We start from the raw sequence: 25296 nt of genomic DNA on the forward strand, positions 1-25296 counted from the left end.
ATTTGCGCCCCGGGGCCTTAAGCTGAAGACAATTTGTGGATATGATAGGCCGGCTTGCGGGCCATGACTGGCCGCATTCTACCTGTTTTCAATCGCCGCGATTCCCGCACCAAAAGCGTTTCCAACAATAACCGGTTAGTGGAGAGATCACCTTGGTAGAGTACGTAGTTTCCCTCGATAAGCTCGGCAAACATGATGTTGAGCACGTGGGGGGCAAGAACGCATCCCTCGGCGAGATGATCAGCAACCTGGCGGGTGCAGGCGTGTCCGTTCCCGGTGGCTTTGCCACGACCGCTCAGGCCTACCGTGATTTCCTCGAGCAGAGTGGCCTGAACGATCAGATCCATCAGGCCCTCGACGCGCTGGATGTCGACGACGTCAACGAGCTGGCCAGAACCGGCGCCAAGATTCGTCAGTGGATCATGGAGGCTGAATTCCCCGAAAAGCTCAACGCCGAAATCCGCACCGCCTTCGCCGAGCTCTCGGCGGGCAACCCGGACATCGCCGTGGCCGTGCGCTCTTCCGCCACCGCAGAAGATTTGCCGGACGCTTCCTTCGCCGGCCAGCAGGAAACCTTCCTGAACATTCGTGGCGTCGAAAACGTCATCCGCGCGGCGAAAGAGGTGTTCGCATCGCTGTTCAACGACCGCGCCATTTCCTACCGTGTGCACCAAGGCTTCGACCACAAGCTGGTGGCGCTGTCCGCTGGCGTGCAGCGCATGGTGCGTTCCGAAACCGGCACCGCAGGCGTCATGTTTACCCTGGACACCGAATCCGGTTTCCGCGACGTGGTTTTCATCACCGGCGCCTACGGCTTGGGCGAGACCGTCGTCCAGGGCGCGGTCAACCCGGACGAATTTTACGTTCACAAAAACACCCTTGAAGCCGGCCGCCCGGCGATCCTGCGCCGCAACCTCGGCAGCAAGGCAATCAAGATGATCTACGGCGAAGAGGCCAAGGCCGGTAAATCGGTCAAGACCATCGACGTCGACCTGGCGGACCGCGCGCGTTTCTGCCTCAGCGACGAGGAAGTCAGCAACCTGGCCCGCCAGGCGATGATCATCGAAAAGCACTATCAGTGCCCGATGGACATCGAGTGGGCCAAAGACGGCGATGACGGCAAGCTCTACATCGTGCAGGCGCGTCCGGAAACCGTAAAAAGCCGCACCTCGTCCAATGTCATGGAACGCTATCTGTTGAAAGAGAAGGGCACCGTTCTGGTGGAAGGCCGCGCCATCGGCCAGCGCATCGGCGCCGGCAAGGTGCGGATCATCAAGGACGTGTCCGAGATGGACAAGGTCCAGCCCGGCGACGTGCTGGTCTCCGACATGACCGACCCGGACTGGGAACCGGTCATGAAACGCGCCAGCGCCATCGTCACCAACCGTGGCGGACGCACTTGCCACGCGGCGATCATCGCTCGCGAGTTGGGTATCCCGGCGGTAGTGGGTTGCGGCAACGCCACCGAGCTGTTGCAGGAAGGTCAGGGCGTCACCGTGTCCTGCGCCGAGGGCGACACCGGTTACATTTTCGAGGGCGAGCTGGGCTTCGACATCAAGCAGAACTCCGTCGACGCCATGCCTGATCTGCCGTTCAAAATCATGATGAACGTCGGCAACCCGGATCGCGCCTTTGACTTCGCCCAGTTGCCCAACGCCGGTATCGGCCTGGCGCGCCTGGAATTCATCATCAACCGCATGATCGGCGTGCACCCCAAGGCGCTGCTGAACTACGCCAACCTGCCTCAGGACATCAAGGAAAGCGTCGACAAGCGCATCGCCGGCTACGACGATCCGGTCGGTTTCTACGTCGAGAAGCTGGTGGAAGGCATCAGCACCCTGGCGGCGGCGTTCTCGCCCAAGAAAGTCATCGTGCGGCTGTCGGACTTTAAGTCCAACGAATACGCCAACCTGATCGGCGGCAAGCTTTACGAGCCGGAAGAAGAAAACCCGATGCTGGGCTTCCGTGGCGCGTCGCGGTACATCAGCGAAAACTTCCGCGACTGCTTCGAGCTGGAATGCCGCGCCCTCAAGCGCGTGCGCAATGAGATGGGCCTGACCAACGTCGAAATCATGGTGCCGTTCGTCCGCACCCTGGGCGAAGCGAGCCAGGTCATCGACTTGCTCGCCGAAAACGGTCTGGCCCGTGGCGAGAACGGTCTGCGCGTGATCATGATGTGCGAACTGCCGTCCAACGCCCTGATGGCCGATGAGTTCCTCGAATTCTTCGACGGTTTCTCCATCGGTTCCAACGACCTGACCCAGCTGACCCTGGGCCTGGACCGTGACTCCGGGATCATCGCCCACTTGTTCGACGAGCGTAATCCTGCGGTGAAGAAGCTGCTGTCCTACGCCATTCAGGCCTGCAACAAGGCCGGCAAGTACATCGGCATCTGCGGCCAGGGCCCGTCCGATCACCCGGATCTGGCGCGCTGGCTGATGGAGCAGGGCATCGAAAGCGTGTCCCTCAATCCTGATTCGGTACTGGAGACCTGGTTCTTCCTGTCCGAAGAGGACGCTCCCACCTGATGCAGATCGAGTAAGATGCCGGCCCGTTTCCATGGGCCGGTTTCCCGAAAGGGCGGTTTTTGACGAATCCGCCCTTTTTTGTGGGTGATTTTTGGCGCGCTGGCAGCGTCAACCTGCTGTTCCGCCCAACCGCCATTTCCCCACCCACCTAGAGCGTCCAGCAAGAGCACCATGCAAAGCAGCAGTCATCTCTTTCCCGTGGCCTTGATCAGTGCCGAGCGTCGTGGCGACCTGACCGAGGACGTCTACCGTTTGAAACCCGGCAACAGCCCGGACTTTACCGTCGAAATCGCCGTCACCCGTCTGGGGCTCGTGGCTGCACCGGATGCCCGGGGCGTACCGGTGGTCTTGCTGCATGGCAGTTTTTCCAATCGACGCTTCTGGTACTCCCCAAAGGCATCGGCCTGGGCGCCTATCTGGCCCGTGCCGGGTTCGACGTATGGATACCGGAAATGCGTGGCCATGGCCTGTCGGCGCGCAACAGTGCGTACAAAACCAATTGCGTGGCCGATTACGCACGCTTTGATCTGCCGGCCATCGCGGCGTTCGTGCGCGAGCAGACCGGCGAGGCGCCCCACTGGATCGGCCACTCCCTAGGCGGCACGACCCTGGCCGCAGCATTCGGCGGGCAGTACCTGACGGCGGACGATGCGGCCTCGGTGGCGCTGTTCGGCAGTCAGGTCACCCGCAGCCACTGGCCGCTGAAAGTGCCACCGCTGCAATGGGCTGCACGGCTGCTGCTCAAGCGCTTCGAGCACGTGTCAGGCCCGCGTTTCAAGCGCGGTCCAGAAGATGAGCCCATGGGCGTCCTTCTGGAAAGCATGCGCTGGCATGGCCTGTTCGGCCGTTTCGGGCACAAGCGGGAGGACTGGTGGGCCGGGCTGCAACAGGTCACGGTCCCGCTGCTGTGCGTGGCGGGCGCTGGCGATCATCAGGACCCGGAATGGGCCTGCCGCGAGCTGTTCGAGCAGTTCGGCAGCGACGACAAGGCATTTCTCGTCCTCGGCCGCGAGCACGGCTTCCGCGAAGATTTCGGCCATGTGCCGATGCTGGTCAGCAAAGCCGCGCAAACCCAGGTGTGGCCGCGCGTAGCCGACTGGCTGAACCGTCATGTCGCTGCGGTAAAGACTGAATCAACGCTGAACATGATCGCGACTCCGTGATTGTCACCGGCGCAGCCATTCCTTGGGCGCTGACTTGGCGCTAAGCTGCACCCATTCTCAACACCGGGACCGGATGGCCGGTGGCGACGTGCTGGTCAGAATGTTTTTGCTCTGTAGGTGCTATATAAGGAAGCGACGCGCGTGGAACGTCCGCCGTTCAGACAAGCCGTTTATCCTCGTAGCGGTTGACCCTCATCACAGAGCTTTCCTGACAGGAGTTACCCATGCATTACATCACCCCGGACTTGTGCGACGCCTACCCTGACCTGGTTGAGGTGGTGGAGCCGATGTTCAGCAACTTCGGTGGCCGAGATTCATTTGGCGGCGAGATCGTCACGCTCAAGTGCTTCGAAGACAATTCCCTGGTGCGCGAGCAGGCCGAACAGGATGGACACGGCAAAGTATTGGTCGTGGACGGCGGAGGCTCGCTGCGCTGCGCACTGCTCGGCGACATGATCGCCGAAAAGGCAGCGAAAAACGGTTGGGAGGGCATGGTGATTTTTGGCTGCGTGCGCGATGTCGATGTCCTGGCACAGACCGACCTCGGTGTGCAGGCACTGGCCAGTCACCCGCTCAAGACCGAAAAGCGTGGCCTCGGTGACCTGAACAAGGTGGTGACCTTCGGCGGTGTGACGTTCAAGCCGGGCGAATTCATCTATGCCGACAACAACGGCATCATCGTCTCGCCTAGCGCGCTGACGATGCCCGACTGACCGGCCTTCTTCGGGCTGCTGGCGATTCACTCAGCAAGGATACGAATGTTCGACGAAACAAACGCGCAGTGGGGGCTGGTTCACGCCCTCGTGTTGGACGGAAAGGGTGGGGCGCGTTCAATCCCCGGACTGAACTGGATGGTCTGCAACTGGAGCCCCACGAAAGCGTGTGGCTCCACTGGGACCGCAGCCATCCGCAGACCCAGACGTGGTTGCGCAAGACCAGCGGTCTGAGCGAGTTCGTCTGCGACCTGATGCTGGAAGAGAACACCCGGCCGCGGCTGCTGGCTTTGCCGGACAACGAATTGCTGCTGTTCCTGCGCGGGATCAACCTGAACCCGGGGGCCGAGCCGGAAGACATGGTGTCGGTGCGCATTTTTGCCGCCGCCCAGCGCGTTATCTCGTTGCGCCTGCGCTCGCTGCGGGCAACCGATGAACTGATCTCGTTATTGAATGAAGGAAAGGGACCGAAAACGGCGTCGGAACTGCTGCTGTATCTGGCCCAGTTTCTGACTGACAAGGTTCAGGCCGTGGTCAGCGAGCTGACCGAACTGGTCGATGACATGGAAGAACGCATAGATGCCGACGAGCGGTATCTGCCCGAGCACGGCAACATGGTGCACATCCGCAGACGAGCGGCGGGACTGCGTCGGTTTCTGGCGCCTCAGCGCGAAATCTACGCACAGCTGACGCGCAGCAAGATGCCGTGGTTCGTGGAGGACGATGCGGATTACTGGAACGAATTGAACAACAGCCTGACGCGCTACCTCGAAGAGCTGGAATTGACCCGAGAGCGAGTGGGGCTGGTGCTTGAGGCTGAAGACAGGCGCCTCAACGAGCGGATGAACAGGACCATGTATCGGTTTGGGGTCATCACCGGCATCTTCCTGCCGATGACCTTCCTGACAGGTTTGCTGGGCATCAACGTGGGGGCATCCCCGGGTCGGAAAATCCCTATGGATTTCTGTATGCCTGCGGCTTGATGCTCATCGTGGCCGTCGGCCAGACGTGGTTGTTCAAGCGGTTGCGGTGGGTGTGAGCGTAAAAAATCGGGAGGCGTTCGTGTGTGTCGTGTGACTCCGGCAGAATGGGATGCGTCTTCCAGTGACATTGCGTGAGGTGCCTATGCACGACCCGTTTGAAGAATCACTGCGAGACATGCTCAATGCTTCGTCCAGCAGCCGGGACGATGATGCCGTTCTGGGCCGAGTGTTGAAGACCGCCAACCGTCAGGTGGGCGCCGGTGATCTGTTCAGTCTTCTGGGTCGTTGCACGCAGGCTTTGATGATCGCCCTGAACAATGGCTCCGCTCACGTTTCACCTGTTTCCCGCCGCAAGGCGACCCGTGCCGGTACTACGTTTACCGGTACCGGTGCACAAGACAAGGCTGATTGAATATGGAATTGGATCTCTGGACGCAGAGCCTGGTTACTGCAATGACTGCGTTGTGGACCAAAGTCGCGAACTTCATCCCGAATCTGTTCGGCGCGCTGGTGGTAGTGCTTTTGGGTTTCGTGGTGGCAAAGCTGCTCGATACCCTGCTTTCCAAGTTGTTGGCCAAACTCGGTCTGGACCGCCTGATGGGTGGCACCGGGTTGACCAAGCTGATCAGTCGCGCGGGGGTTCAAGTCCCGATTTCGACGCTGATCGGCAAGATCGTGTATTGGTTCGTGCTCTTGATTTTTCTGGTGTCGGCGGCAGAATCGCTCGGGTTGGAGCGGGTGTCGGCAACGCTGGACATGCTGGCGCTGTACCTGCCGAAAGTTTTCGGCGCCGCGCTGGTGCTCCTTGTGGGTGTATTGCTGGCGCAACTGGTCAACGGTATTGTGCGGGGCGCCGCCGAAGGGGTGGGGCTGGATTACTCGGCCGGCCTGGGGCGAATCGCCCAGTGGCTGGTGATCATCATCAGTATTTCGGTAGCGATCAGTCAGCTCGAGGTCAAAACTGACCTGCTGAACCATGTGATTGTTATCGCATTGATTACCGTTGGTCTGGCCGTTGCGCTGGCCATGGGACTCGGCAGCCGCGAAATCGCGAGCCAGATCCTCGCAGGAATTTATGTACGAGAGCTGTACCAGGTAGGGCAACAGGTGCGTGTGGGTGAGGTCGAAGGGCAGATCGAAGAAATTGGCACGGTGAAGACTACCCTGCTGACCGAGGAAGGAGAGTTGGTGTCTTTGTCCAACCGGATCCTCCTCGAGCAGCGAGTGAGCAGCCGTTGAGCCGGCGAATCTGCTAATGTATGCCGCCGCAAAACCCGGGCGATTTCCGGGTGCGGCGGACATCTATCCGACTGTCGGCACGACTTGTTTTGAATAACGCTCAATCGCCCTCTCTGCGCTACGACCCACGCGAGCTCTCCGATGAGGAGCTGGTTGCGCGTTCGCACGCCGAGCTGTTTCATGTGACGCGTGCCTATGAGGAGCTGATGCGTCGTTACCAGCGGACACTTTTTAACGTCTGCGCACGGTATCTGGGGAACGATCGCGATGCTGATGATGTCTGTCAGGAAGTGATGCTTAAGGTGTTGTATGGCTTGAAGAACTTCGAGGGTAAATCGAAGTTCAAAACCTGGCTCTACAGCATCACGTACAACGAATGCATCACGCAGTACAGGAAGGAGCGGCGAAAGCGTCGGTTGCTGGACGCTTTGAGTCTTGACCCCTCGAGGAAGCGTCGGAAGAAAAGACGCCAAAACCAGAAGAAAAGGGCGGGCTTGATCGTTGGCTTGTGCATGTGAATCCGATCGACAGGGAAATTCTGGTGCTACGATTTGTCGCAGAGCTGGAATTTCAGGAGATCGCAGACATCATGCACATGGGCCTGAGTGCCACGAAAATGCGTTACAAGCGGGCACTTGATAAATTACGTGAGAAATTTGCAGGCGTTACCGAAACTTAACTCGGTGCAAATATCTCTAACGAGCAGGCAAGTTCTGATAGACTTGCCGACGAGTTGTCTCTCGCTAAGGGGGACTGCTTTACAATCACCAGATGGGGATTTAACGGATGAAACTGAAAAACACCTTGGGCTTGGCCATTGGTACTATTGTTGCCGCAACTTCGTTCGGCGCTCTGGCTCAAGGCCAAGGCGCAGTCGAAATCGAAGGCTTCGCCAAGAAAGAACAGTTCGACAGCGCTCGTAACTTCAAAAACGACGGCAACCTGTTCGGCGGTTCTGTTGGCTACTTCCTGACCGACGACGTTGAATTGCGTCTGGGCTATGACGAAGTGCACAACGTCCGTAGCGACAATGGCCAGAACATCAAGGGCGCGAACACCGCTCTGGACGCTCTGTACCACTTCAACAACCCAGGCGACATGCTGCGTCCGTACGTTTCGGCTGGTTTCTCCGATCAGAGCATCGATCAGAACGGCAGCAACGGTCGTAACCGCTCCACCTTTGCCAACATCGGCGGCGGTGCCAAGCTGTACTTCACTGACAACTTCTATGCCCGTGCTGGCGTTGAAGCTCAGTACAACATCGACCAGGGCGACACCGAGTGGGCGCCAAGCGTCGGTATTGGTGTGAACTTCGGCGGCGGTTCGAAGAAAGTTGAAGCAGCACCGGCTCCAGTAGCTGAAGTGTGCTCCGACAGCGACAACGACGGCGTTTGCGACAACGTTGACAAGTGCCCTGACACCCCTGCAAACGTGACTGTAGACGCTAACGGCTGCCCAGCTGTTGCTGAAGTCGTTCGCGTTGAGCTGGACGTTAAATTCGACTTCAACAAGTCGGTTGTGAAGCCAAACAGCTACGGCGACATCAAGAACCTGGCTGACTTCATGAAGCAGTACCCACAAACCACCACCACTGTTGAAGGTCACACTGACTCCGTCGGTCCTGACGCTTACAACCAGAAGCTGTCCGAGCGTCGTGCAAACGCCGTTAAGCAAGTTCTGGTTAACCAGTACGGTGTTGGCGCCAACCGCGTAAACTCGGTTGGCTACGGCGAATCCCGTCCAGTTGCTGACAACGCAACTGACGCTGGCCGCGCTGTAAACCGTCGTGTAGAAGCACAAGTAGAAGCCCAAGCTAAGTAATTAGCCTCGCTTCACGAAAAACCCGGCCTCGGCCGGGTTTTTCTTTGCCTGCGATTTAACCCCGGCTGCGATCCTGTCGCCTGCGAAGCCCCTGCCTGGGTGTCTAAGCCAAGAAAATTTCATCAATGCGGATCCATCTAAGTCGGTGCCCTCAAACGACTAAGTCCGTACTAGCGTTTGAACAGCAACACCCACAAAACCAGATTGATCATCAGCGAGATCAGTGCGACTGTGCGCCAGACCTTGAGCGGCTCACGCTCCAGCAGCGGCGTAGTACGTTGGTTCCGCGGCGCCAGCTCGCCCTGTTTAAAGTGCACGAGCCAGTGCTCGGCGGTTTCGAAGCGCTTCAGCGGATCAGCCTGCAGGGCGCGTTGCAGATGCTGGTCCAGCCATTCCGGCACATCTGGACGGTAACGACTGGCGGGCAACGGATTGCCAAAGCGCCGGCGCTGGAAGGGCTCGACTTCGCCGTAGGGATAGTGACCGGTCAGCAGGAAATACAGCGTGACGCTGGCGCCATACAGGTCGAAACCAGGGCTGGGTTCTGCGCCTTCGAAAGCTTCAGGCGCCATGAAGCTGGGGGTGCCGGGCACGTCGCTGGCTTGATCCACTGACAGACCTGGGCTGTAGGCGAGACCGAAATCCAGAATGCGCACACCTCCCGCCTCCTCAAGCAGCACATTCTCCGGCTTGATGTCACGGTGAATGAGGTTGCGCCGGTGCAGCAGGCCGACGGCTGCGATCAGTTCCCGGGCCAGATTCAACCACGGTGACAGCGCCATCGGCCCTTCCTGATCGAAGCTGTCAGCCAGGGTATGGCCGGCATACTCGCGCATCACGTAATACAGATGCTGGCGCTGGCCGAGGGGTGAAGCTCGGGAAAGAAGCGACCGGCGACGCGACGCACGAACCACTCTTCGAGCAGCAAGGCCTCCGCCGCGCCGGCCTCGTCAACCCGTGAGGGCGGCAGCGTCTTCAGTAACCACGGTTGCTGTTGACTGTCGCGTACGCGGTAGAGCAGCGATTGTCGCGAGTCGCTCAAACGCGTTTCGACCTGCCAGCCTTCAAACATCTGGCCTGCCTTGAGAAGGGGTGGGACTGGCCACTGCTGCAGTTGCAACAGCGTCTCGCCCAGGCTGTCCGAGCCCAGTTGATCGACCTGAATCATCAAGGCGCTGGCGTTATCGGCGCTGCCAGACAGATGCGCGGCGTTGACCAGCGTTCTGACGGCCGTGTCCAGATCGGCCCGCTCGTTGAGGATCGAACCGATTCGGTCATCGCCCAATGTTGCCCACACGCCGTCGCTGACCAGCAGCAGCCGCTCGCCGATGCGCAGCTCACCGTCCCGATAATCCATGACCACGTATTGATCCAGGCCCAGCGCCCGTTTCAGCACATGCTGCATGTCCGGCTGTTCCCAGACATGGTCCTGGCTGATTCGCTGCAGCAGCCCTGAGTGCCAGCGATACACGCGACAATCGCCGACGTGGGCGAGAGTAAAGCGACGCCCGCGCAGGACCAGCGCACTGAGGGTGGTCAACAAGCCGTTGGCCAGCAGCCAGCGGTTCTGTGCCAGCAGCAGGCGGTCAAGGGCCTGGGCGACGCTCCAGGTTTCCGGCGTCGCGTAGTAGTCCATTGCCAGCGCTTGCAGCGTGGCCCGGGAGGCCAGACCGCCATCGGCGCACTGGCTGACGCCGTCAGCGAGGGCGAACAGATAACCCTTGCTGGCGGCCAGCGCCGGAGCAGGAGTGACCACGCGAAGGGCGTCCTGATTCTCCGCCCGCGGCCCGGTGGCGCTGAATTCGGCGACGCGCAGTTGCAAACCGGTCGCAGTGGGCGCGACCGGCGTCAGCGGCGGATTGACGCTCACGGCCTAGACACGGGCGGCGGTGACCGCGGCCGAGCCCCAGGTGGTTCTCCAGCGACGCTTGACGTTCATCAGGCCGAACCAGGCCAGCACGCCAAGGAACGCGAACAGCCACAGGCCCAGTTGGTACTCGCCAGTGTTCTGCTTGATCGCGCCGAGCCCGGCGGCGAGCAGGAAGCCACCGATGCCGCCGGCCATGCCGATCAGACCGGTCATCACGCCGATCTCCTTGCGAAAGCGTTGCGGCACCAGCTGGAACACCGCGCCGTTACCGGCACCGAGGCCGAGCATGGCCGCGACAAACAGCGCCAGTGCGGCCCATGAGCTGGGCAGGTTAAACCCGACGGCGGCGATGCAGATGGCGGCGACGGCGTACATGCCCGACAGCGTGCGAATCCCACCGAAGCGGTCGGCGAGGGCGCCGCCCAGTGGCCGCATCATGCTGCCGCCGAAGACGCAGGCGGCGGTGTAGTAACCTGCGGTCACCGGGCTCAGGCCGTATTGATCGTTGAAATAGCCGGGCAGGGCGCTGGCCAGGCCAATGAAGCCGCCGAAGGTCACGCTGTAGAAGAACATGAACCACCAGCTGTCGCGGTCGCCCAGGGCCTTGAAATAGTCAGCCATGGATTTGGCTTTGGGCCGTTCGGGGGCATTCTTTGCCATGAGCGAGAACGCGATGAGGGTCAACAGCAGCGGCGCCACGGCAAAGCCAAACACGTTGTTCCAGCCGAAGCTGGCCGCCAGTACGGGTGCGATCAGGGCCGCGAACACGGTGCCCGAATTGCCGGCACCGGCGATGCCCATCGCTTTGCCCTGGTGCTGCGGCGGGTACCACTGGGAGGCCAGCGGCAGCGCCACGGCGAAGGACGCGCCGGCCATGCCGAGGAAGACGCCCAGCAGCAGCGCCTGTTCATAGCTGTGAATACCCAACTGCCAGGCGCCCAGCAGCGCGGCGATGACGATGACCTGTCCGATGATTCCGGCAGTCTTGGGCGACAGCTGGTCGGCGAGCATGCCCATGATGAAACGCAGCACGGCGCCCGCCAGAATCGGCGTCGCGACCATCAGGCCGCGTTGCTGGGTGGTCAGGTGCAGATCGGCGGCGATTTGCACGGCCATGGGGCCGAGCAGGTACCAGACCATGAAGCTCAGGTCGAAATACAGGAACGCTGCGAACAATGTCGGTTTATGGCCGGCTTTCCAGAAACTCGTGTTCATCTAACACCTCATCTGCAGGGATTCGTGTTCGGTCGAGAGATTGCTCGCACCGCTACGGGTCAGGTCTTGCAGGCGAAGCACCAGACCGGCACTCCACCCGCCCGACGTGTTCAGGGCAAAAACGAAAAAACGCCGCAGCCCTGTGCGCTTTCGCGAAGGGGTGCGACGTCTTTGTCGTGAGTGGGCAACCGCCGTTGGCTACCTGTGATGTGTACGTAGCAATACATGGGCCAGATGCGCGCCAGACGCCTGGTCGGATCAACCGGGCCGGCCCTGCGCATTTTGCGTAGGAGCCGGCTTGCTGGCGAAAGCGGGGGTCAGCGGCGCAGATGCCAGCTGACACAATGGGTTCGCCGGCAAGTCGGCTCCCACAGGAGTGGGTGTAGTCAGTTACGCCAAGGTCGTCCGAGACTGAATGCGCTCAGCCCAGCAACTCGCTCATGGCAATGATCTGCTCCGCCACTTGAATCAGCTTCTGCTGTCGGCTCATGGCCTGGCGCCGCATCAGGGTGTAGGCCTCTTCTTCGTTGCACTGCTTCATTTTCATTAACAGCCCCTTGGCCGTTTCGATGCGTTTGCGTTCCGCCAGTTGCTGGTCGCGGGCATGCAGTTGCGCGCGCAGGTCCTGATCGCTTTCGAAGCGCGCCATGGCCACGTCGAGAATCGGCTGCAGGCGTTGCGCATGAATGCCTTCGACGATGTAGGCGCTGACCCCGGACTTGATCGCCTGGCGCATCACAACAGGGTCGTGCTCGTCGGTGAACATCACGATCGGCCGCGGCAGATCGCGGGTCACCAGCACCACTTGCTCCAGCACGTCACGGCCCGGCGATTCGGTGTCGATGAGAATCACGTCCGGCCGCACGGCCTGGACCCGGCCGGGCAGGTCGATGATCAGCCCGGATTCGTCGATCACCTCAAAACCGGCTTCGGTCAGCGCGGCCTTAAGGCGCCCGACCTTTTTGGGCGTGTCGTTGATCAGCAGGATTCGCAGCATGGTGGCGTCTCCTCAGCGATCAGCATGAATGAGGGCCGCATCGGCCAGCGCGTGCAGCTTGAAGCTGCGGGCGTAACGCGCCGGGTCGCTGCCGTCCCAGATTTTGCCGTCGATCAACTGGCTGCTGCGCATGGGCGAAGGCGGTACGGCAATGCCCAGCGCCTCGGCGGCCTGGCGGTACAGCCCCAATTGCTGGACGCCGCGGGCGACGCCGAGGTAATCGGGGTCTTCACGCAGCAAGCCCCAGCGGCGGAACTGGGTCATGAACCACATGCCGTCGGACAGCCAAGGCATGTTCACCTGGCCGTTGACGTGGAAGCGGATGGCGTGGTGGTCGTGCCACTGGTTGCCGAGCCCGTCGTCGTATTCGCCGAGCAGCCGCGATTCGATGGCGCCCACCGGTGCATTGACGTACTCGGCGGCGCTGAGCAGTTGCGCGGTGCTGCGCCGGTTGTCGGTGCTCTCTTCGATGAAGCGACTGGCTTCAAGCACGGCCATCACCAGCGCCCGTGCTGTGTTCGGGTACTGCTCGGCGAATTCCAGGCCGCACGCCAACACCTTTTCCGGGTGATCCGGCCAGATGGCCTGGGAGGTCGCCAGGGTGAAGCCCAGGTTCTGCTGAACTGCGCTGGCGCCCCACGGCTCGCCGACGCAAAAGCCGTCGATGCGTCCGGCCTGCAAGTGCTCGACCATCTGCGGCGGCGGCACCACCACGCTGTCGACGTCGCGCAACGGATGGATGCCCTGACTCGCGAGCCAGTAATACAGCCACAAGGCGTGATTGCCGGTGGGGAAGGTCTGGGCAAAGGTCAGTTTTGAGTCGCTTTGGTGCGTGCGCCGGTCCAGTGCATCAGGAGTGGTCACGCCGGCGTCCTGCAGTGACCGCGACAGGTTGATGCTCTGGCCGTTCTGGTTCAGCCCCATCAGCACCGCCATGTCCTTCGCCGGTCCGGCCAGCCCCAGCTGGACGGCGTAGACCAGACCGTAGAGGCTGTGGGCCGCGTGCAATTCGCCGCTCACCAGCTTGTCGCGCAGGTTGGCCCACGACGTCTGCCGGTGCAGGTTGATATGAAGGCCGTAGGGCTGGGCGAAGCCTTGGGTCGCGGCGACGATCAGCGAAGCGCTGTCGGTGAGCGCCATGAAGCCAAGGTCGACGCTGGCCAGTTCGGGTGCATCGCTGCCGTCGACCCACGTCAGCGGGGGTGAGCGTGTGATTCATGAGTCCCATTCCGGGTGCAGGCCGAAGCGCCTTACTGCGCTGCCGATCGTCCAAAAAAACGTCGCCTCGCCCAGGTTGAACCGGGGCGACAGCGACGTCATTGTCCTGTGTCTCGCTCCGCCATTGGATCGAGTCGATACAGGACGCCAAGCAAGCCATATGCCAGCGGGAGCCGAGGTTGTAAGCAAAGTTCTCGACATGCCTCGCGCTACCCTGCAGCGGCGTTTATAATCCGCCGCTGATCCCAGCCGCAAACGAGCCGCGCCCGCCCATGTATAACCTGGCCCGCCAGTTACTGTTCAAACTTTCCCCGGAAACTTCCCACGATCTGTCCATCGACCTGATCGGAGCGGGCGGGCGTCTGGGGCTCAACGGCCTGTTCAACAAGGCGCCGATGCAGTTGCCGGTGACCGTCATGGGCCTGCGCTTCCCCAACCCGGTCGGGCTGGCGGCGGGGCTGGACAAGAACGGCGCGGCCATCAATGGTTTTTCCCAGCTGGGCTTCGGTTTTGTCGAGATCGGCACCGTCACGCCGCGTCCGCAGCCGGGTAATCCGAAACCGCGCATTTTCCGTCTGCCCCATGCGGATGCCATCATCAATCGCATGGGCTTCAACAACCTGGGCGTGGACAATCTGGTCAGTCGGGTGCAGGCCGCGCAGTACAACGGCGTGCTGGGCATCAACATCGGCAAGAACGTCGACACCCCGGTCGAGCGCGCTGTCGACGACTACCTGATCTGCCTGGACAAGGTCTACGCCCACGCCAGTTACATCACCGTCAACGTCAGCTCGCCCAACACACCGGGCCTGCGCAGCCTGCAGTTCGGTGATTCGCTCAAGCAACTGCTGGAAGCCCTGCGGGTGCGTCAGGATGCGCTGACTCAGATTCATGGCAAGCGCGTGCCGCTGGCCATCAAGATTGCCCCGGACATGAGCGACGAAGAGACCGTGCTGGTGGCCAGCGCGTTGCTGGAGTCGGGGATGGACGCGGTGATTGCGACCAACACCACCCTCAGCCGCAAGGGCGTGGAAGGTCTGCCCCACGGCGATGAAGCGGGTGGCCTGTCAGGCGCGCCGGTGCGCGAGCAGAGCACGCACATCGTCAAGGTGCTGGCCGCTGAGTTGGGTGGGCGGTTGCCGATCATTGCGGCCGGCGGCATCACCGAGGGCAGGCACGCGGCCGAGAAAATCGCCGCAGGGGCGAGTCTGGTGCAGATCTATTCGGGCTTCATCTACAAGGGGCCGGCGCTGATTCGCCAGTCGGTGGACGCTATCGCAGCAATGTCTCGATAATCATCTGAAACGAAAAGAGGGGTTCCGACTGGAACCCCTCTTGGGCCTTGGCCCGCCGCCCGGGTGGGACGTGCGTGGTTACGGTGAAGCGGTCAGATGTTTTAAAAACGTTAGTTCAAGAAGCTTTAGGTCAGGCTGTAACGTGGGGGTTGCGTCAGCCGACCGCGTGAAGTTCGTTGAGTCTGTGAATGCCCGCAGTGCCGGTCATACCGTCCCAGTTGTCGCCGCGTCCTTCTCGCCAGCCATTGATCCAGGCTTGACGCACTGACGGTAGAGTAAATGGGCAAAGCTCACGGGATTTACCGGATACGCCGTACTGGTATCCGCGCGAAAATGCTCTTTCCATCGGATCACGCTTAAGTCTTCTCATAGGGTGTTGCCCTCGTTTGTTGACTGTAATGTCCCTGGAGACCTCAGGTTGAGGTCCGGCAGAAAATCTTCTGCCGTTAGCGGCCCGCCGCCGGCGTCGCGGGCTTGAGGCCACCGCCGTTGCGGCGATGACCTTGGGTGATTTCTAACCAATGAGGGGTACGCTGTGAATGATCGTTTTGTCATAAGAACGTAACCATTCAGGCATTACGACCATAAGCACTGATGCGTTTCAGCGGTGTTTTGACAGAGAGCCCCCTTGAACCGGGGCTTTCGCGCGGCAGTGCAAGTGTTTCGCAATTGAGAGTGCTGGCCGTTTGCAGCCAGCGTAAAAACGACGAAGGGTCAGCGATGTGACTTTTTATTGCCGCCGCCGTCGTGCTGAATAGCGTTTTTTAATCATCTGTCGTCAGCGCTCACGTGCTGGCGGACCGTCGCACTCGAAATGTATCGGTGCGAGGGACAGGCACAAACTGTGTGCCGCGCAGGCGTCCTCCCTGAAAGGCGTCTGTTGGAATCGGGCGGGACAATGCGTTGTCCGGCCGCTATGGCCTTAGGCTCTGGAATACTCATGTCGGACCGTTACGAACTTTTCCTCACCTGCCCAAAAGGGCTCGAAGGCTTGCTGGCTGAGGAAGCCACCGCCCTTGGTCTCGAGGAAACCCGCGAACACACTTCCGCCGTCCGTGGCACCGCCGACATGGAAACCGCCTACCGGCTGTGTCTGTGGTCGCGTCTGGCGAACCGGGTGCTGCTGGTGCTCAAGCGTTTCCCGATGAAAGACGCCGAGGACCTTTATCACGGGGTTCACGACATCGAGTGGGCGGACCATCTGGAGGCGGAAGGCACGCTGGCCGTTGAGTTCAGCGGTCACGGTTCGGGCATCGATAACACCCATTTCGGCGCCTTGAAGGTTAAAGACGGCATTGTTGACCGCCTGCGCACGGCAGACGGCGTACGCCCCTCGGTCGACAAACTCAATCCTGACCTGCGCGTGCACCTGCGTCTGGACCGGGGCGAAGCGATTCTGTCCCTGGACCTGTCCGGCCACAGCCTGCACCAGCGCGGCTACCGTTTGCAGCAGGGCGCCGCGCCGCTCAAGGAAAACCTGGCCGCCGCGATCCTCATCCGCTCGGGCTGGCCGCGCATTGCCGCTGAGGGTGGCGCGCTGGCTGACCCGATGTGCGGCGTGGGTACGTTCCTGGTCGAAGCGGCGATGATCGCTGCCGACATCGCGCCCAACCTCAAGCGCGAGCGCTGGGGCTTCTCCGCCTGGCTGGGCCACGTGCCGGCGATCTGGCGCAAGCTGCATGACGAGGCGCTGGAACGTGCGCAAGCGGGTCTGGCCAAGCCGCCGCTGTGGATTCGTGGTTACGAAGCCGATCCGCGGCTGATCCAGCCGGGCCGCAACAACGTCGAGCGCGCCGGCCTCAGCGAGTGGATCAAGATCTACCAGGGCGAAGTGGCAACCTTCGAGCCGCGTCCCGACCAGAACCAGACCGGTCTGGTGATCTGCAACCCGCCTTACGGCGAGCGTCTCGGTGACGAAGCCAGCCTGTTGTACCTCTACCAGAACCTCGGTGAGCGCCTGCGTCAGGCCTGCCTGAACTGGGAAGCGGCGGTGTTCACCGGTGCGCCCGATCTGGGCAAGCGCATGGGCATTCGCAGCCACAAGCAATACGCGTTCTGGAACGGCGCACTGCCGTGCAAGCTGCTGTTGATCAAAGTGTTGCCGGATCAGTTCGTGACCGGCGAGCGTCGTACCCCGGAGCAGCGTCAGGCCGAGCGTGAGCAAGCCGCTTATGACCAGACGCCGGACATCGCCCCGGAGCGGCAGTACAACAAGAACGGCAACCCGATCAAGCCGACGCCCGCACCTGCGCCGGTCATTGAGCAACCGCGCCTGAGCGAAGGCGGGCAAATGTTTGCCAACCGCCTGCAGAAGAACGTCAAGGCGCTGGGCAAATGGGTCAAGCGCGAGGGGATCGATTGCTACCGCGTCTACGATGCGGACATGCCCGAGTACGCCATGGCCATCGACCTGTACCACGACTGGGTCCACGTCCAGGAGTACGTGGCGCCGAAGTCCATTGATCCGGAAAAAGCGTCCATTCGCATGTTCGATGCGCTGGCGGCCATTCCCCAGGCGCTGGGCATCGACAAGAGCCGCGTGGTGGTCAAGCGTCGCGAACGCCAGAGTGGCACCAAGCAGTACGAGCGCCAGAGCGCCCAAGGCAAGTTCAATGAGGTCAACGAAGGCGGCGTGAAGCTGCTGGTCAACCTCACCGATTACCTGGACACCGGTCTGTTCCTCGATCACCGGCCGATGCGCATGCGTATCCAGCGCGAAGCGGCGGGCAAGCGCTTCCTCAACCTTTACTGCTACACCGCGACCGCCAGCGTGCATGCCGCCAAGGGTGGCGCGCGCAGCACCACCAGCGTCGACCTGTCGAAAACCTATCTGGACTGGGCGCGTCGCAATTTGTCGCTGAACGGCTTCTCGGACAAGAACCGTCTGGAGCAGAGCGACGTGATGGTGTGGCTGGAGGCCAGTCGTGAAGAGTACGACCTGATCTTCATCGACCCGCCGACGTTCTCCAACTCCAAGCGCATGGAAGGCGTGTTTGACGTGCAGCGCGATCAGGTGCAACTGATCGACCTGGCGATGGCGCGCCTGGCGCCCGGCGGCGTGCTGTATTTCTCAAACAACTTCCGCAAATTCCAGCTCGAAGAGACGCTGGTGGAGCGTTACGCCGTGGAGGAAATCACCCAGCACACCGTCGACCCGGACTTTGCGCGCAACGGCAAGATCCACCGCGCGTGGAAAATCACCGCGCGTTAACCGCTTGGTAGGGCGGATACAGCCCTTTTACTGCAGGGCTGTATCCGCCTCCTCGCGAGCACGCTTGCTCCCACAAGGGGCGTGTCCGACGCGGTCATTCGGTCGTACGCGCCCCCTCCGTTCGCTCCCACCCATTTCGCTTCCAATACAGACATTCAGGTGTCTGCACTTAACGCCGCCCAGCCCGGGTACTGACATCGACCCACACCGCCAGTACCAGAATGCTGCCCTTGACGATCATCTGCCAGTAGCTGTCGACGTCGAGCATGGACATACCGTTGTCGAGGCTGGTGATGACCAGGGCCCCGAGCAAGGCGCCGTAGACGGTGCCCGAGCCGCCGCGCATGGAGGTCCCGCCGATGAAGCAGGCAGCGATGGCATCGAGCTCACCCATGTTGCCTGCCGACGGCGAACCGGCCGCCAGGCGTGCGGTGTTGACCAGGCCGGCGAGGGCGCACATGACACCCATGATGCCGAAGATCCACAACTTCACGGCCTGCACGTTGATGCCGGAGAGGCGCGTGGCCTCCATGTTGCTGCCCACCGAGTAGATGCGTCGGCCGAACACGGTCTGGCTGGTGATGTAGCTGAACACGCCAAGCAGGACCAACAACAGCAACACGGGCACCGGAATCCCGTCGTAGCTGTTCAGGGTGTAGACGAACCCGGCCAGGACGGCACCGATCGCCACCACCCGCACTGCATCCCGAGCCAGCGAATGGGCGGCCAGCCCGTGCAATGCGCGGTTGCTGCGCTGACGCCAGGTCAGGAACAGCGTCAGGGCGAAGAGCAGCACGCCAAGCACGATGCCCACCATTGGCGGCAGATAACCCTGGCCGATGTAGACCAGTTCCGGCGACACCGGCGCGATGGTGGTCCCGCCGGTGACCCCCAGCAGAATCCCGCGAAACGCCAGCATGCCGCCCAGGCCAACGATGAATGACGGGATGCGCAGGTACGCGGTCATGCAGCCGTTGGCCAGGCCGATCAACAGCCCGCAGCCGGCGACGATGCACAGGTTCAGCGGCAGCGGCACGTGGTACACCACGTCGAGAATCGCCGCCACGCCGCCGAGCAGGCCGAGCAACGACCCCACCGACAGATCGATCTCGCCGCTGATGATCACCAGCACCATGCCGCAGGCGAGAATCCCGGTAATCGACATCTGCCGCAGCAGGTTGGACAGGTTGCGCGGCGTCAGAAAGCCCCGTCGGTTTCCCAACTGAAGAACAGCCAGATGACCGCGATGGCGATCACCAGCGCGAGCATTTTGTAGCGGGTGAACAGTTGCTTGAGTTGATTCATTGACGCGCGTCTCCCACAGCACCGGGCCGGTCGTTATTGTTTTTGTTGTACGCAGTGTCGCCGGATTGGCTGAGTGCGGCCGCGAGCACCTGTTCCTGGGTCAGGCCCTGATTGATAAAGTCCCCGCGCAACTGACCTTCGCCGATCACCAGCACCCGGTCGGAGACGCCGAGCACTTCGGCCAGCTCCGACGACACCATGATGATCGACACGCCGCTGGCCGCCAGCGCGCCCATCAGTTTGTAAATCTCGTATTTGGCGCCGACGTCCACGCCTCGTGTGGGCTCATCGAGAATCAGCACCCGCGGCTTCGTCAGCAGCATTTTCGCCAGCACGGCCTTTTGCTGATTGCCGCCAGACAGGCTGGTGATCGGCAGGAACGGGCTCGCGGTCTTCAGGTGCATGCGCGCGATTTCCTTGTGGATGCTGCCCAGCTCGGCTTCGGCGTCGATGCGCGTCAGGTGGGCGAAGCTGTCGAGCACGGCGAGGGTGATGTTCTGGCCCACGCCCAGGTCGGGAATGATGCCCTGACGCTTGCGGTCCTCGGGGACCATGCACAGCCCTGCGCGGATGGATTTGAGCGGGGTGCGCGTGTCGATGGCTTTGCCGTCCAGCCACACTTCACCGGTGTAGCGCCCCGGGTAGGCGCCGAACAGCGCCGAGACCAGTTCGGTGCGCCCGGCGCCGACCAGGCCAGCGATGCCGAGGATTTCCCCGCGCCTGAGCACGAATGAAATGTCGTCCACGCGCTTGCGCTTCGGGTTGTCGACGTCGTAGCAGGTGACACGGCGCGCTTCGAAAATCACCTCGCCGACGGTGTGCGGTTCGGTGGGGTAGAGGTTGCTCATCTCGCGGCCGACCATCTGCGTGATGATTCTGGGGATGTCCATGTCGGCCATGGCCGTGGTCGCGATGTGCTTGCCATCGCGGATCACCGAGATGGTGTCGCAGACGGCGGCGACTTCATCGAGCTTGTGGGAGATGTAGACGCAGGCGACGCCCTTGGCTTTGAGCTCGCGAATGATGTCCAGCAGGACTTCGATTTCCGAGCGGGTCAGGGCCGAAGAGGGCTCGTCGAGGATCAGCAGGCGCGCCTGTTTGTTCAGCGCCTTGGCGATTTCCACCAATTGCTGATAGCCGCCGCCGTATTGCGATACCGGCAGGGCCACGTTCATGTCCGGCACTTTCAGTTCGCGCATGAGGGCTTCGGCGCGGTGGATCATCGCCGGGTAATTCATGCGCCCGCCCGGCAGGGTCAGTTCGTGGCCCATGAAAATGTTTTCGGCCACCGACAGGTCGGGGACGAGGGTGAGTTCCTGGTGAATAATGACGATCCCGACAGCCTCGGTTTCGCTGATGGATTGGGCCTTCAGCGGCTGGCCGTCCCAGAGGATTTCACCCTCCCAGGTGCCGTGGGGATAGACCGCCGAGAGGACTTTCATCAGCGTCGATTTGCCAGCGCCGTTCTCGCCGCACAGGCCGACGCATTCGCCGGCCCGCACCTTGATGTCGATGCCATTGAGCGCCTTGACGCCGCCGAAGGATTTGACGATGCCGTTCATTTGCAGCAGGTAATCGGACATTGCGGGATCTCACGCAGAAGCAGAAGACGGGTGCAGCTCGGCCGGTTTGTGCAAAAGCCCGTGGCACCGAACCACGTCGGTCCCACAGGGCTTGGCATTAATGCGGCGAATCAGGCCTGTTCAGCTTGATGCATTACTTACCCGCGATCTGATCCTTGGTGTAGAACCCGTCCTTCTCCAGCAGATCGATGTTGTCCTTGGTCAGCGGCGTCGGGGTCAGGAGGATGGTGTCGACCTTCTTGGTGCCGTTGTCGTACTGCGAGCTGTAGGTAGGCTTCTCGTTGCGCGCCAGTTGCACCGACAGTTTTGCCGCTTCCGAGGCGATCAGTTTCAGCGGTTTGTAGACGGTCATGGTCTGGGTGCCGTCGATCACCCGTTTGACGGCTGCCAGGTCGGCGTCTTGCCCGGAGATCGGCACCTTGCCGGCCAGCTTCTGCGCGGCGAGGGCCTGAATCGCGCCGCCGGCGGTGGCGTCGTTGGAGGCGACGATGCCGTCGATCTTGTTGCTGTTTTTGGTCAGGGCGTTTTCGACGATGCTCAGGGCTTCGGTCGGGTTCCATTCCTTGACCCATTGCTGGCCGACGATCTTGATGTCGCCCTTGTCGATGGCCGGCTGCAGCACTTTCATCTGGCCTTCGCGCAGGACCTTGGCGTTGTTGTCGGTGGGCGCGCCGCCGAGCAGAAAGTAATTGCCTTTGGGCGCGGCCTTGAGCACGCCGGCCGCCTGCATTTCGCCGACCTTTTCGTTATCGAAGGAAATGTAGGCGTCGATGTCGGCGTTGAGGATCAGCCGGTCGTAAGACACCACTTTGATGCCGGCCTTCTTGGCTTCGGCGACGGCGTTGGTCAACACGGTGGCGTTGAACGGCACGATGACGATCACATCGACGCCGCGGGAGATCAGGTTTTCGATCTGGGAAATCTGTTTGCCTTCGTTGGCATCGGCGGACTGGACGTACACCTTGGCGTCCATTTTCTCTGCCGCTGCGACGAAGTAGTCGCGGTCCCGGGACCAGCGTTCGAGGCGCAGGTCATCAATGGAAAAGCCGATTTTCGGATGGGCCGAATCGGCCATGACGGGCAGGCTGAGCAGGGCCAGGGCACTGGCGAGCAGGGTGGTCTTGAAACTCTTCATGGGGTTGCGTCCTGTTATTTTTGTTTAGAGACACTTTTCGAGCATGTAGGGGTTTGCCGGTGGAACTGTAGATACTGGCCGAGCGCCGCGAGCAGGGAATTGTCGTGAGAATGTAACCAACGCTATTCCCTTAGTAGGACCGGCTTTAGCAGGGAAGCTGTTGGCGTCACACCGCAAGATGGATGTTGCACGCATTGGTCTCTTCCCGGCTGAAGCCGGTCCTACGAAAAGCATCGCATGCCCTTAGTGGGACCGGCTTTAGCCGGGAAGCTTTGCGATCATCACCTGTCAGGGATAAATAAACCGGTTCACCACGCCTTCGAGCATTTCCTGGCGGCCGCTCACGGCCTGCGGGTTGAGTTCGTTGTCCATGGCGTGCTGCGCCAGGGCATCCAGGCTGAAATCCCCCGACAGGACGGCGCGCCCGAACGGTTGGTCCCAGCCGGCGTAGCGCTGGTCCTTGAACGCTTGCAGCTTATCGTCCTGAATCATCGCCGCCGCCCGTTCCAGCGAGAGCGCGAGCACGTCCATGGCCGCGACGTGGCCGTAGAACAGGTCGACCTCATCGAGACTCTGCCGGCGTACCTTGGAATCGAAGTTGTAGCCGCCATTTTTGAAACCGCCGGCCTTGAGGATCTCGTAGGTGGCCAAAGTCAGCTCTTCAACGCTGTTGGGAAACTGATCGGTGTCCCAGCCGTTCTGCGGATCGCCGCGGTTGGCGTCGATGCTGCCGAAGATGCCGAGTGACGCCGCCGTGGCGATTTCATGGTGAAAACTGTGGCCGGCGAGGGTGGCGTGGTTGGCCTCGATATTGACCTTGATCTCCTTCTCCAGCCCGAACTGCTGCAGAAAGCCGAACACCGTCGCCGTGTCGTAATCGTACTGGTGCTTGGTCGGCTCCTGGGGTTTGGGCTCGATCAGCAGGTCGCCGGTAAAACCGATCTTGTGTTTATGCTCGACCACCATGCCCATGAACCGTCCCAGCTGTTCGCGTTCGCGTTTGAGGTCGGTGTTGAGCAGCGTCTCGTAACCCTCGCGACCGCCCCACAGCACGTAGTTCGAGCCCTTGAGCCGATGGGTCGCGTTCATCGCGCTGAACACTTGAGCGGCGGCGAAGGCGAACACTTCCGGGTCCGGATTACTCGCGGCACCGGCCGCGAAGCGCGGGTTGCTGAAGCAGTTGGCGGTACCCCACAGCAGCTGAATGCCGCTCTGTTCCTGGTGGCGCTCGAGTTCGTCGACCATCTGCGCGAAGTTGTGGCTGTACTCTTTCAGGCTGGCGCCTTCGGGGGCGACGTCGGTGTCGTGGAAGCTGTAATAGTCGATGCCCAGTTTGGAGAAGAATTCGAAGGCCGCGTCGGCTTTCAAACGCGCCAGCTCCATGGCGTCCCCCGGTTTGACCCATGGCCGCTTGAAGGTGCCGACGCCGAACATGTCGGCCCCCGGCCAGACGAAGGTGTGCCAGTAGCACGCGGCCATGCGCAGGTGTTCGCGCATGGGCTTGCCGAGGATAATTTTGTCGGCGTCGTAATGGCGGAAGGCGAGGGGCGACTCGCTGCCGGGGCCTTCGTAGCGGATGGTCTCGATATCGGGGAAGCAGGGCATCGGGGTTTCCTTATTGTTTTATCGGCGGCGTTCTGCACGTTGTTGTCTTGGCTGCTCCCGATACTAGCAACGGCCCCGCCGGCGCCGATTGCGAAAATCACCAACTCGGTGTTCGATTTTGAGTATTGAGATTCCCCCGGCGCAGGCCTAGTCTGTGCCGACTCGCTTCACAGGCCCGGGGAACAATAATGAAAACCGTCCCGCCCGCTCACCGCATCGCGCTGTTGTTCAACGGCGGCAAGGTCTACGACCGCGGCATCATCACCGGCATCGGCAACTACCTGAGCAGCACCCGGGCCTCTTGGGATCTGTTTCTGGAAGAAGATTTTCTGTGCCGGCTCAAAGGCATCGAGCGCTGGCAGGGCGACGGCATCATTGCCGACTTCGATGATCCGCTGATCGGCGAGGCGCTGGCCGGAAGTACTTTGCCGGTGGTGGCCGTGGGCGGTTCCTACGAGGACGAGCGGGCCTATCCGACACACATTCCCTACGTCGCCACGGACAATTTCGCACTGATCAAGCTGGCCTATGAGCACCTGATCGAAGCCGGTCTGACGCGCTTCGCCTGTTTCAGCCTGCCGGAAGCCCAGAGCAATCGCTGGGCCCAGGAACGTGAGAAAGCCTTCCGCCGGCTGTTGCAGCGCGATGGTTTGCACGGCGAGGTCTATCGCGGCCTGAGCACCAGCGCGCCGATGTGGGACAGCGCCGTGGAGCAGCAAATCACCTGGCTGCAAAGCCTGCCCAAACCCATCGGCATCATCGCCGTCAGCGACGCCCGCGCGCGTCAGTTGCTGCAGGCGTGCCTGACCGCGGGCATTGCAGTGCCCGAGCAGGTGGCGCTGATCGGCATCGACAACGACCCGCTGACCCGCACCCTCACGCGGGTGCCCCTCAGTTCGGTGACCCAGGGCACGCAAAGCATGGGGCGAACGGCGGCGCAGTTGCTGCACCAGATGCTCCACGGCATGCCCTCGACCGCCCGCCAGATTCTGGTGCCGCCCGAGGCCATCAACGTTCAGGCCTCCAGTCTGCATCAACCGCTGGGTAATCCGTATGTCATGCAGGCGCTGCACTTCATTCGCCAGTACGCCTGCCAGGGCATCAAGACCGCCCAGGTCGCGGGCTACGTCGGCATTTCCCGTTCTTCGCTGGAATCGCACTTTCGCAAGGAACGCGGTTGCAGCGTGCATGACGAGATTCTCAGTTTCAAACTCACGGCCGCCGCCTCAGGGCTGAAACACGGTGACGCGGCCATCGCCGAGATCGCGCAGAACTGCGGCTTCAAATCCGCGCAATACCTGCACACGGTGTTCCGCCGGGAATTCGGCTGCACCCCCGCGAGTTTCAGCAGGGCGAAGCCGCACCGATTCATTGATTTGCTTTAGGGCGCCCCGTTTGGGACGCGTCTGTCATAA

At 61.5% G+C, this 25296-nt stretch carries 15 protein-coding genes and 5 pseudogenes; 11 read left to right on the forward strand and 9 right to left on the reverse strand.

Going from position 1 to position 25296, the window contains the following annotated elements; all coding sequences use genetic code 11:
- Positions 1–152 precede the first annotated feature (152 nt).
- The 8 genes and pseudogenes from ppsA to JN403_RS14735 all read left to right on the forward strand — a co-directional run bounded on the left by ppsA (position 153) and on the right by JN403_RS14735 (position 8447).
- Positions 153–2528 carry a phosphoenolpyruvate synthase gene (ppsA, locus tag JN403_RS14700; RefSeq protein WP_074887134.1) on the forward strand — a complete coding sequence of 792 codons (2376 nt, stop codon included), beginning with the start codon at positions 153–155 and terminating at the stop codon, positions 2526–2528.
- A gap of 171 nt (positions 2529–2699) precedes the next feature.
- Positions 2700–3691: pseudogene (locus JN403_RS14705) on the forward strand (alpha/beta fold hydrolase).
- Between the two features lie 224 nt (positions 3692–3915).
- The gene (gene rraA, locus JN403_RS14710; protein ID WP_205482957.1) at positions 3916–4404 is read left to right on the forward strand and encodes a ribonuclease E activity regulator RraA; all 489 of its coding nucleotides are present in this window, start codon (positions 3916–3918) and stop codon (positions 4402–4404) included.
- A 45-nt stretch (positions 4405–4449) separates the two neighbouring features.
- A pseudogene (locus JN403_RS14715) lies at positions 4450–5443 on the forward strand (zinc transporter ZntB).
- An 86-nt stretch (positions 5444–5529) separates the two neighbouring features.
- Entirely contained in the window at positions 5530–5799 is a 270-nt protein-coding gene (locus tag JN403_RS14720; protein ID WP_122534576.1) for a CrfX protein, read from the forward strand.
- A 2-nt stretch (positions 5800–5801) separates the two neighbouring features.
- Complete coding sequence (locus JN403_RS14725; RefSeq protein ID WP_122623142.1) at positions 5802–6626, forward strand: mechanosensitive ion channel domain-containing protein; 825 nt, start codon at positions 5802–5804, stop codon at positions 6624–6626.
- An 89-nt stretch (positions 6627–6715) separates the two neighbouring features.
- Positions 6716–7305 (forward strand): annotated as a pseudogene (gene sigX, locus JN403_RS14730) (RNA polymerase sigma factor SigX).
- Positions 7306–7412: 107 nt separating this feature from the next.
- On the forward strand, positions 7413–8447 hold the full coding sequence (locus JN403_RS14735; protein WP_065988496.1) for an OmpA family protein: 1035 nt from the start codon (positions 7413–7415) through the stop codon (positions 8445–8447).
- Between the two features lie 170 nt (positions 8448–8617).
- Here JN403_RS14735 and JN403_RS14740 read toward each other — a convergent pair.
- From JN403_RS14740 to JN403_RS14755, 4 genes and pseudogenes are all read right to left on the reverse strand, one after another.
- A pseudogene (locus JN403_RS14740) lies at positions 8618–10269 on the reverse strand (bifunctional protein-serine/threonine kinase/phosphatase).
- Positions 10270–10320: 51 nt separating this feature from the next.
- Entirely contained in the window at positions 10321–11532 is a 1212-nt protein-coding gene (locus JN403_RS14745) for a nitrate/nitrite transporter (protein ID WP_205482960.1), read from the reverse strand.
- Positions 11533–11953: 421 nt separating this feature from the next.
- Positions 11954–12529, reverse strand: coding sequence for an ANTAR domain-containing protein (locus JN403_RS14750; RefSeq protein ID WP_205482961.1), 576 nt, complete (start codon positions 12527–12529; stop codon positions 11954–11956).
- A gap of 12 nt (positions 12530–12541) precedes the next feature.
- Complete coding sequence (locus tag JN403_RS14755) at positions 12542–13744, reverse strand: CmpA/NrtA family ABC transporter substrate-binding protein (RefSeq protein ID WP_240356984.1); 1203 nt, start codon at positions 13742–13744, stop codon at positions 12542–12544.
- Positions 13745–14019: 275 nt separating this feature from the next.
- On the opposite strand from JN403_RS14755, the gene JN403_RS14760 reads away from it, so the two are divergent.
- The gene (locus tag JN403_RS14760) at positions 14020–15042 is read left to right on the forward strand and encodes a quinone-dependent dihydroorotate dehydrogenase (RefSeq protein ID WP_122623139.1); all 1023 of its coding nucleotides are present in this window, start codon (positions 14020–14022) and stop codon (positions 15040–15042) included.
- Positions 15043–15196: 154 nt separating this feature from the next.
- Here JN403_RS14760 and JN403_RS14765 read toward each other — a convergent pair whose 3' ends face one another.
- Positions 15197–15412, reverse strand: a complete 216-nt coding sequence (locus JN403_RS14765) for a ribosome modulation factor (protein WP_074887169.1) — start codon at positions 15410–15412, stop codon at positions 15197–15199.
- Between the two features lie 570 nt (positions 15413–15982).
- On the opposite strand from JN403_RS14765, the gene rlmKL reads away from it, so the two are divergent.
- Positions 15983–18253, forward strand: coding sequence for a bifunctional 23S rRNA (guanine(2069)-N(7))-methyltransferase RlmK/23S rRNA (guanine(2445)-N(2))-methyltransferase RlmL (gene rlmKL, locus JN403_RS14770; protein ID WP_205482963.1), 2271 nt, complete (start codon positions 15983–15985; stop codon positions 18251–18253).
- A 169-nt stretch (positions 18254–18422) separates the two neighbouring features.
- On the opposite strand, the pseudogene JN403_RS14775 reads toward rlmKL, so the two are convergent.
- The 4 genes and pseudogenes from JN403_RS14775 to xylA form a co-directional block, all read right to left on the reverse strand.
- Positions 18423–19558 (reverse strand): annotated as a pseudogene (locus JN403_RS14775) (sugar ABC transporter permease).
- Positions 19555–21141, reverse strand: a complete 1587-nt coding sequence (gene xylG, locus JN403_RS14780) for a D-xylose ABC transporter ATP-binding protein (protein ID WP_240356579.1) — start codon at positions 21139–21141, stop codon at positions 19555–19557. Before xylG ends, JN403_RS14775 begins: the two are co-directional and overlap by 4 nt.
- Before the next feature lie 133 nt (positions 21142–21274).
- Positions 21275–22276, reverse strand: a complete 1002-nt coding sequence (gene xylF, locus JN403_RS14785) for a D-xylose ABC transporter substrate-binding protein (protein WP_122534585.1) — start codon at positions 22274–22276, stop codon at positions 21275–21277.
- A gap of 288 nt (positions 22277–22564) precedes the next feature.
- Entirely contained in the window at positions 22565–23881 is a 1317-nt protein-coding gene (xylA, locus tag JN403_RS14790; RefSeq protein ID WP_205482964.1) for a xylose isomerase, read from the reverse strand.
- A 188-nt stretch (positions 23882–24069) separates the two neighbouring features.
- Here xylA and JN403_RS14795 point away from each other — a divergent pair, with 188 nt between their 5' ends.
- Positions 24070–25266, forward strand: coding sequence for a XylR family transcriptional regulator (locus JN403_RS14795; RefSeq protein ID WP_205482965.1), 1197 nt, complete (start codon positions 24070–24072; stop codon positions 25264–25266).
- Positions 25267–25296: the final 30 nt, after the last annotated feature.

It is taken from the genome of Pseudomonas sp. 15A4, assembly GCF_016925575.1.
Lineage (GTDB): Bacteria > Pseudomonadota > Gammaproteobacteria > Pseudomonadales > Pseudomonadaceae > Aquipseudomonas.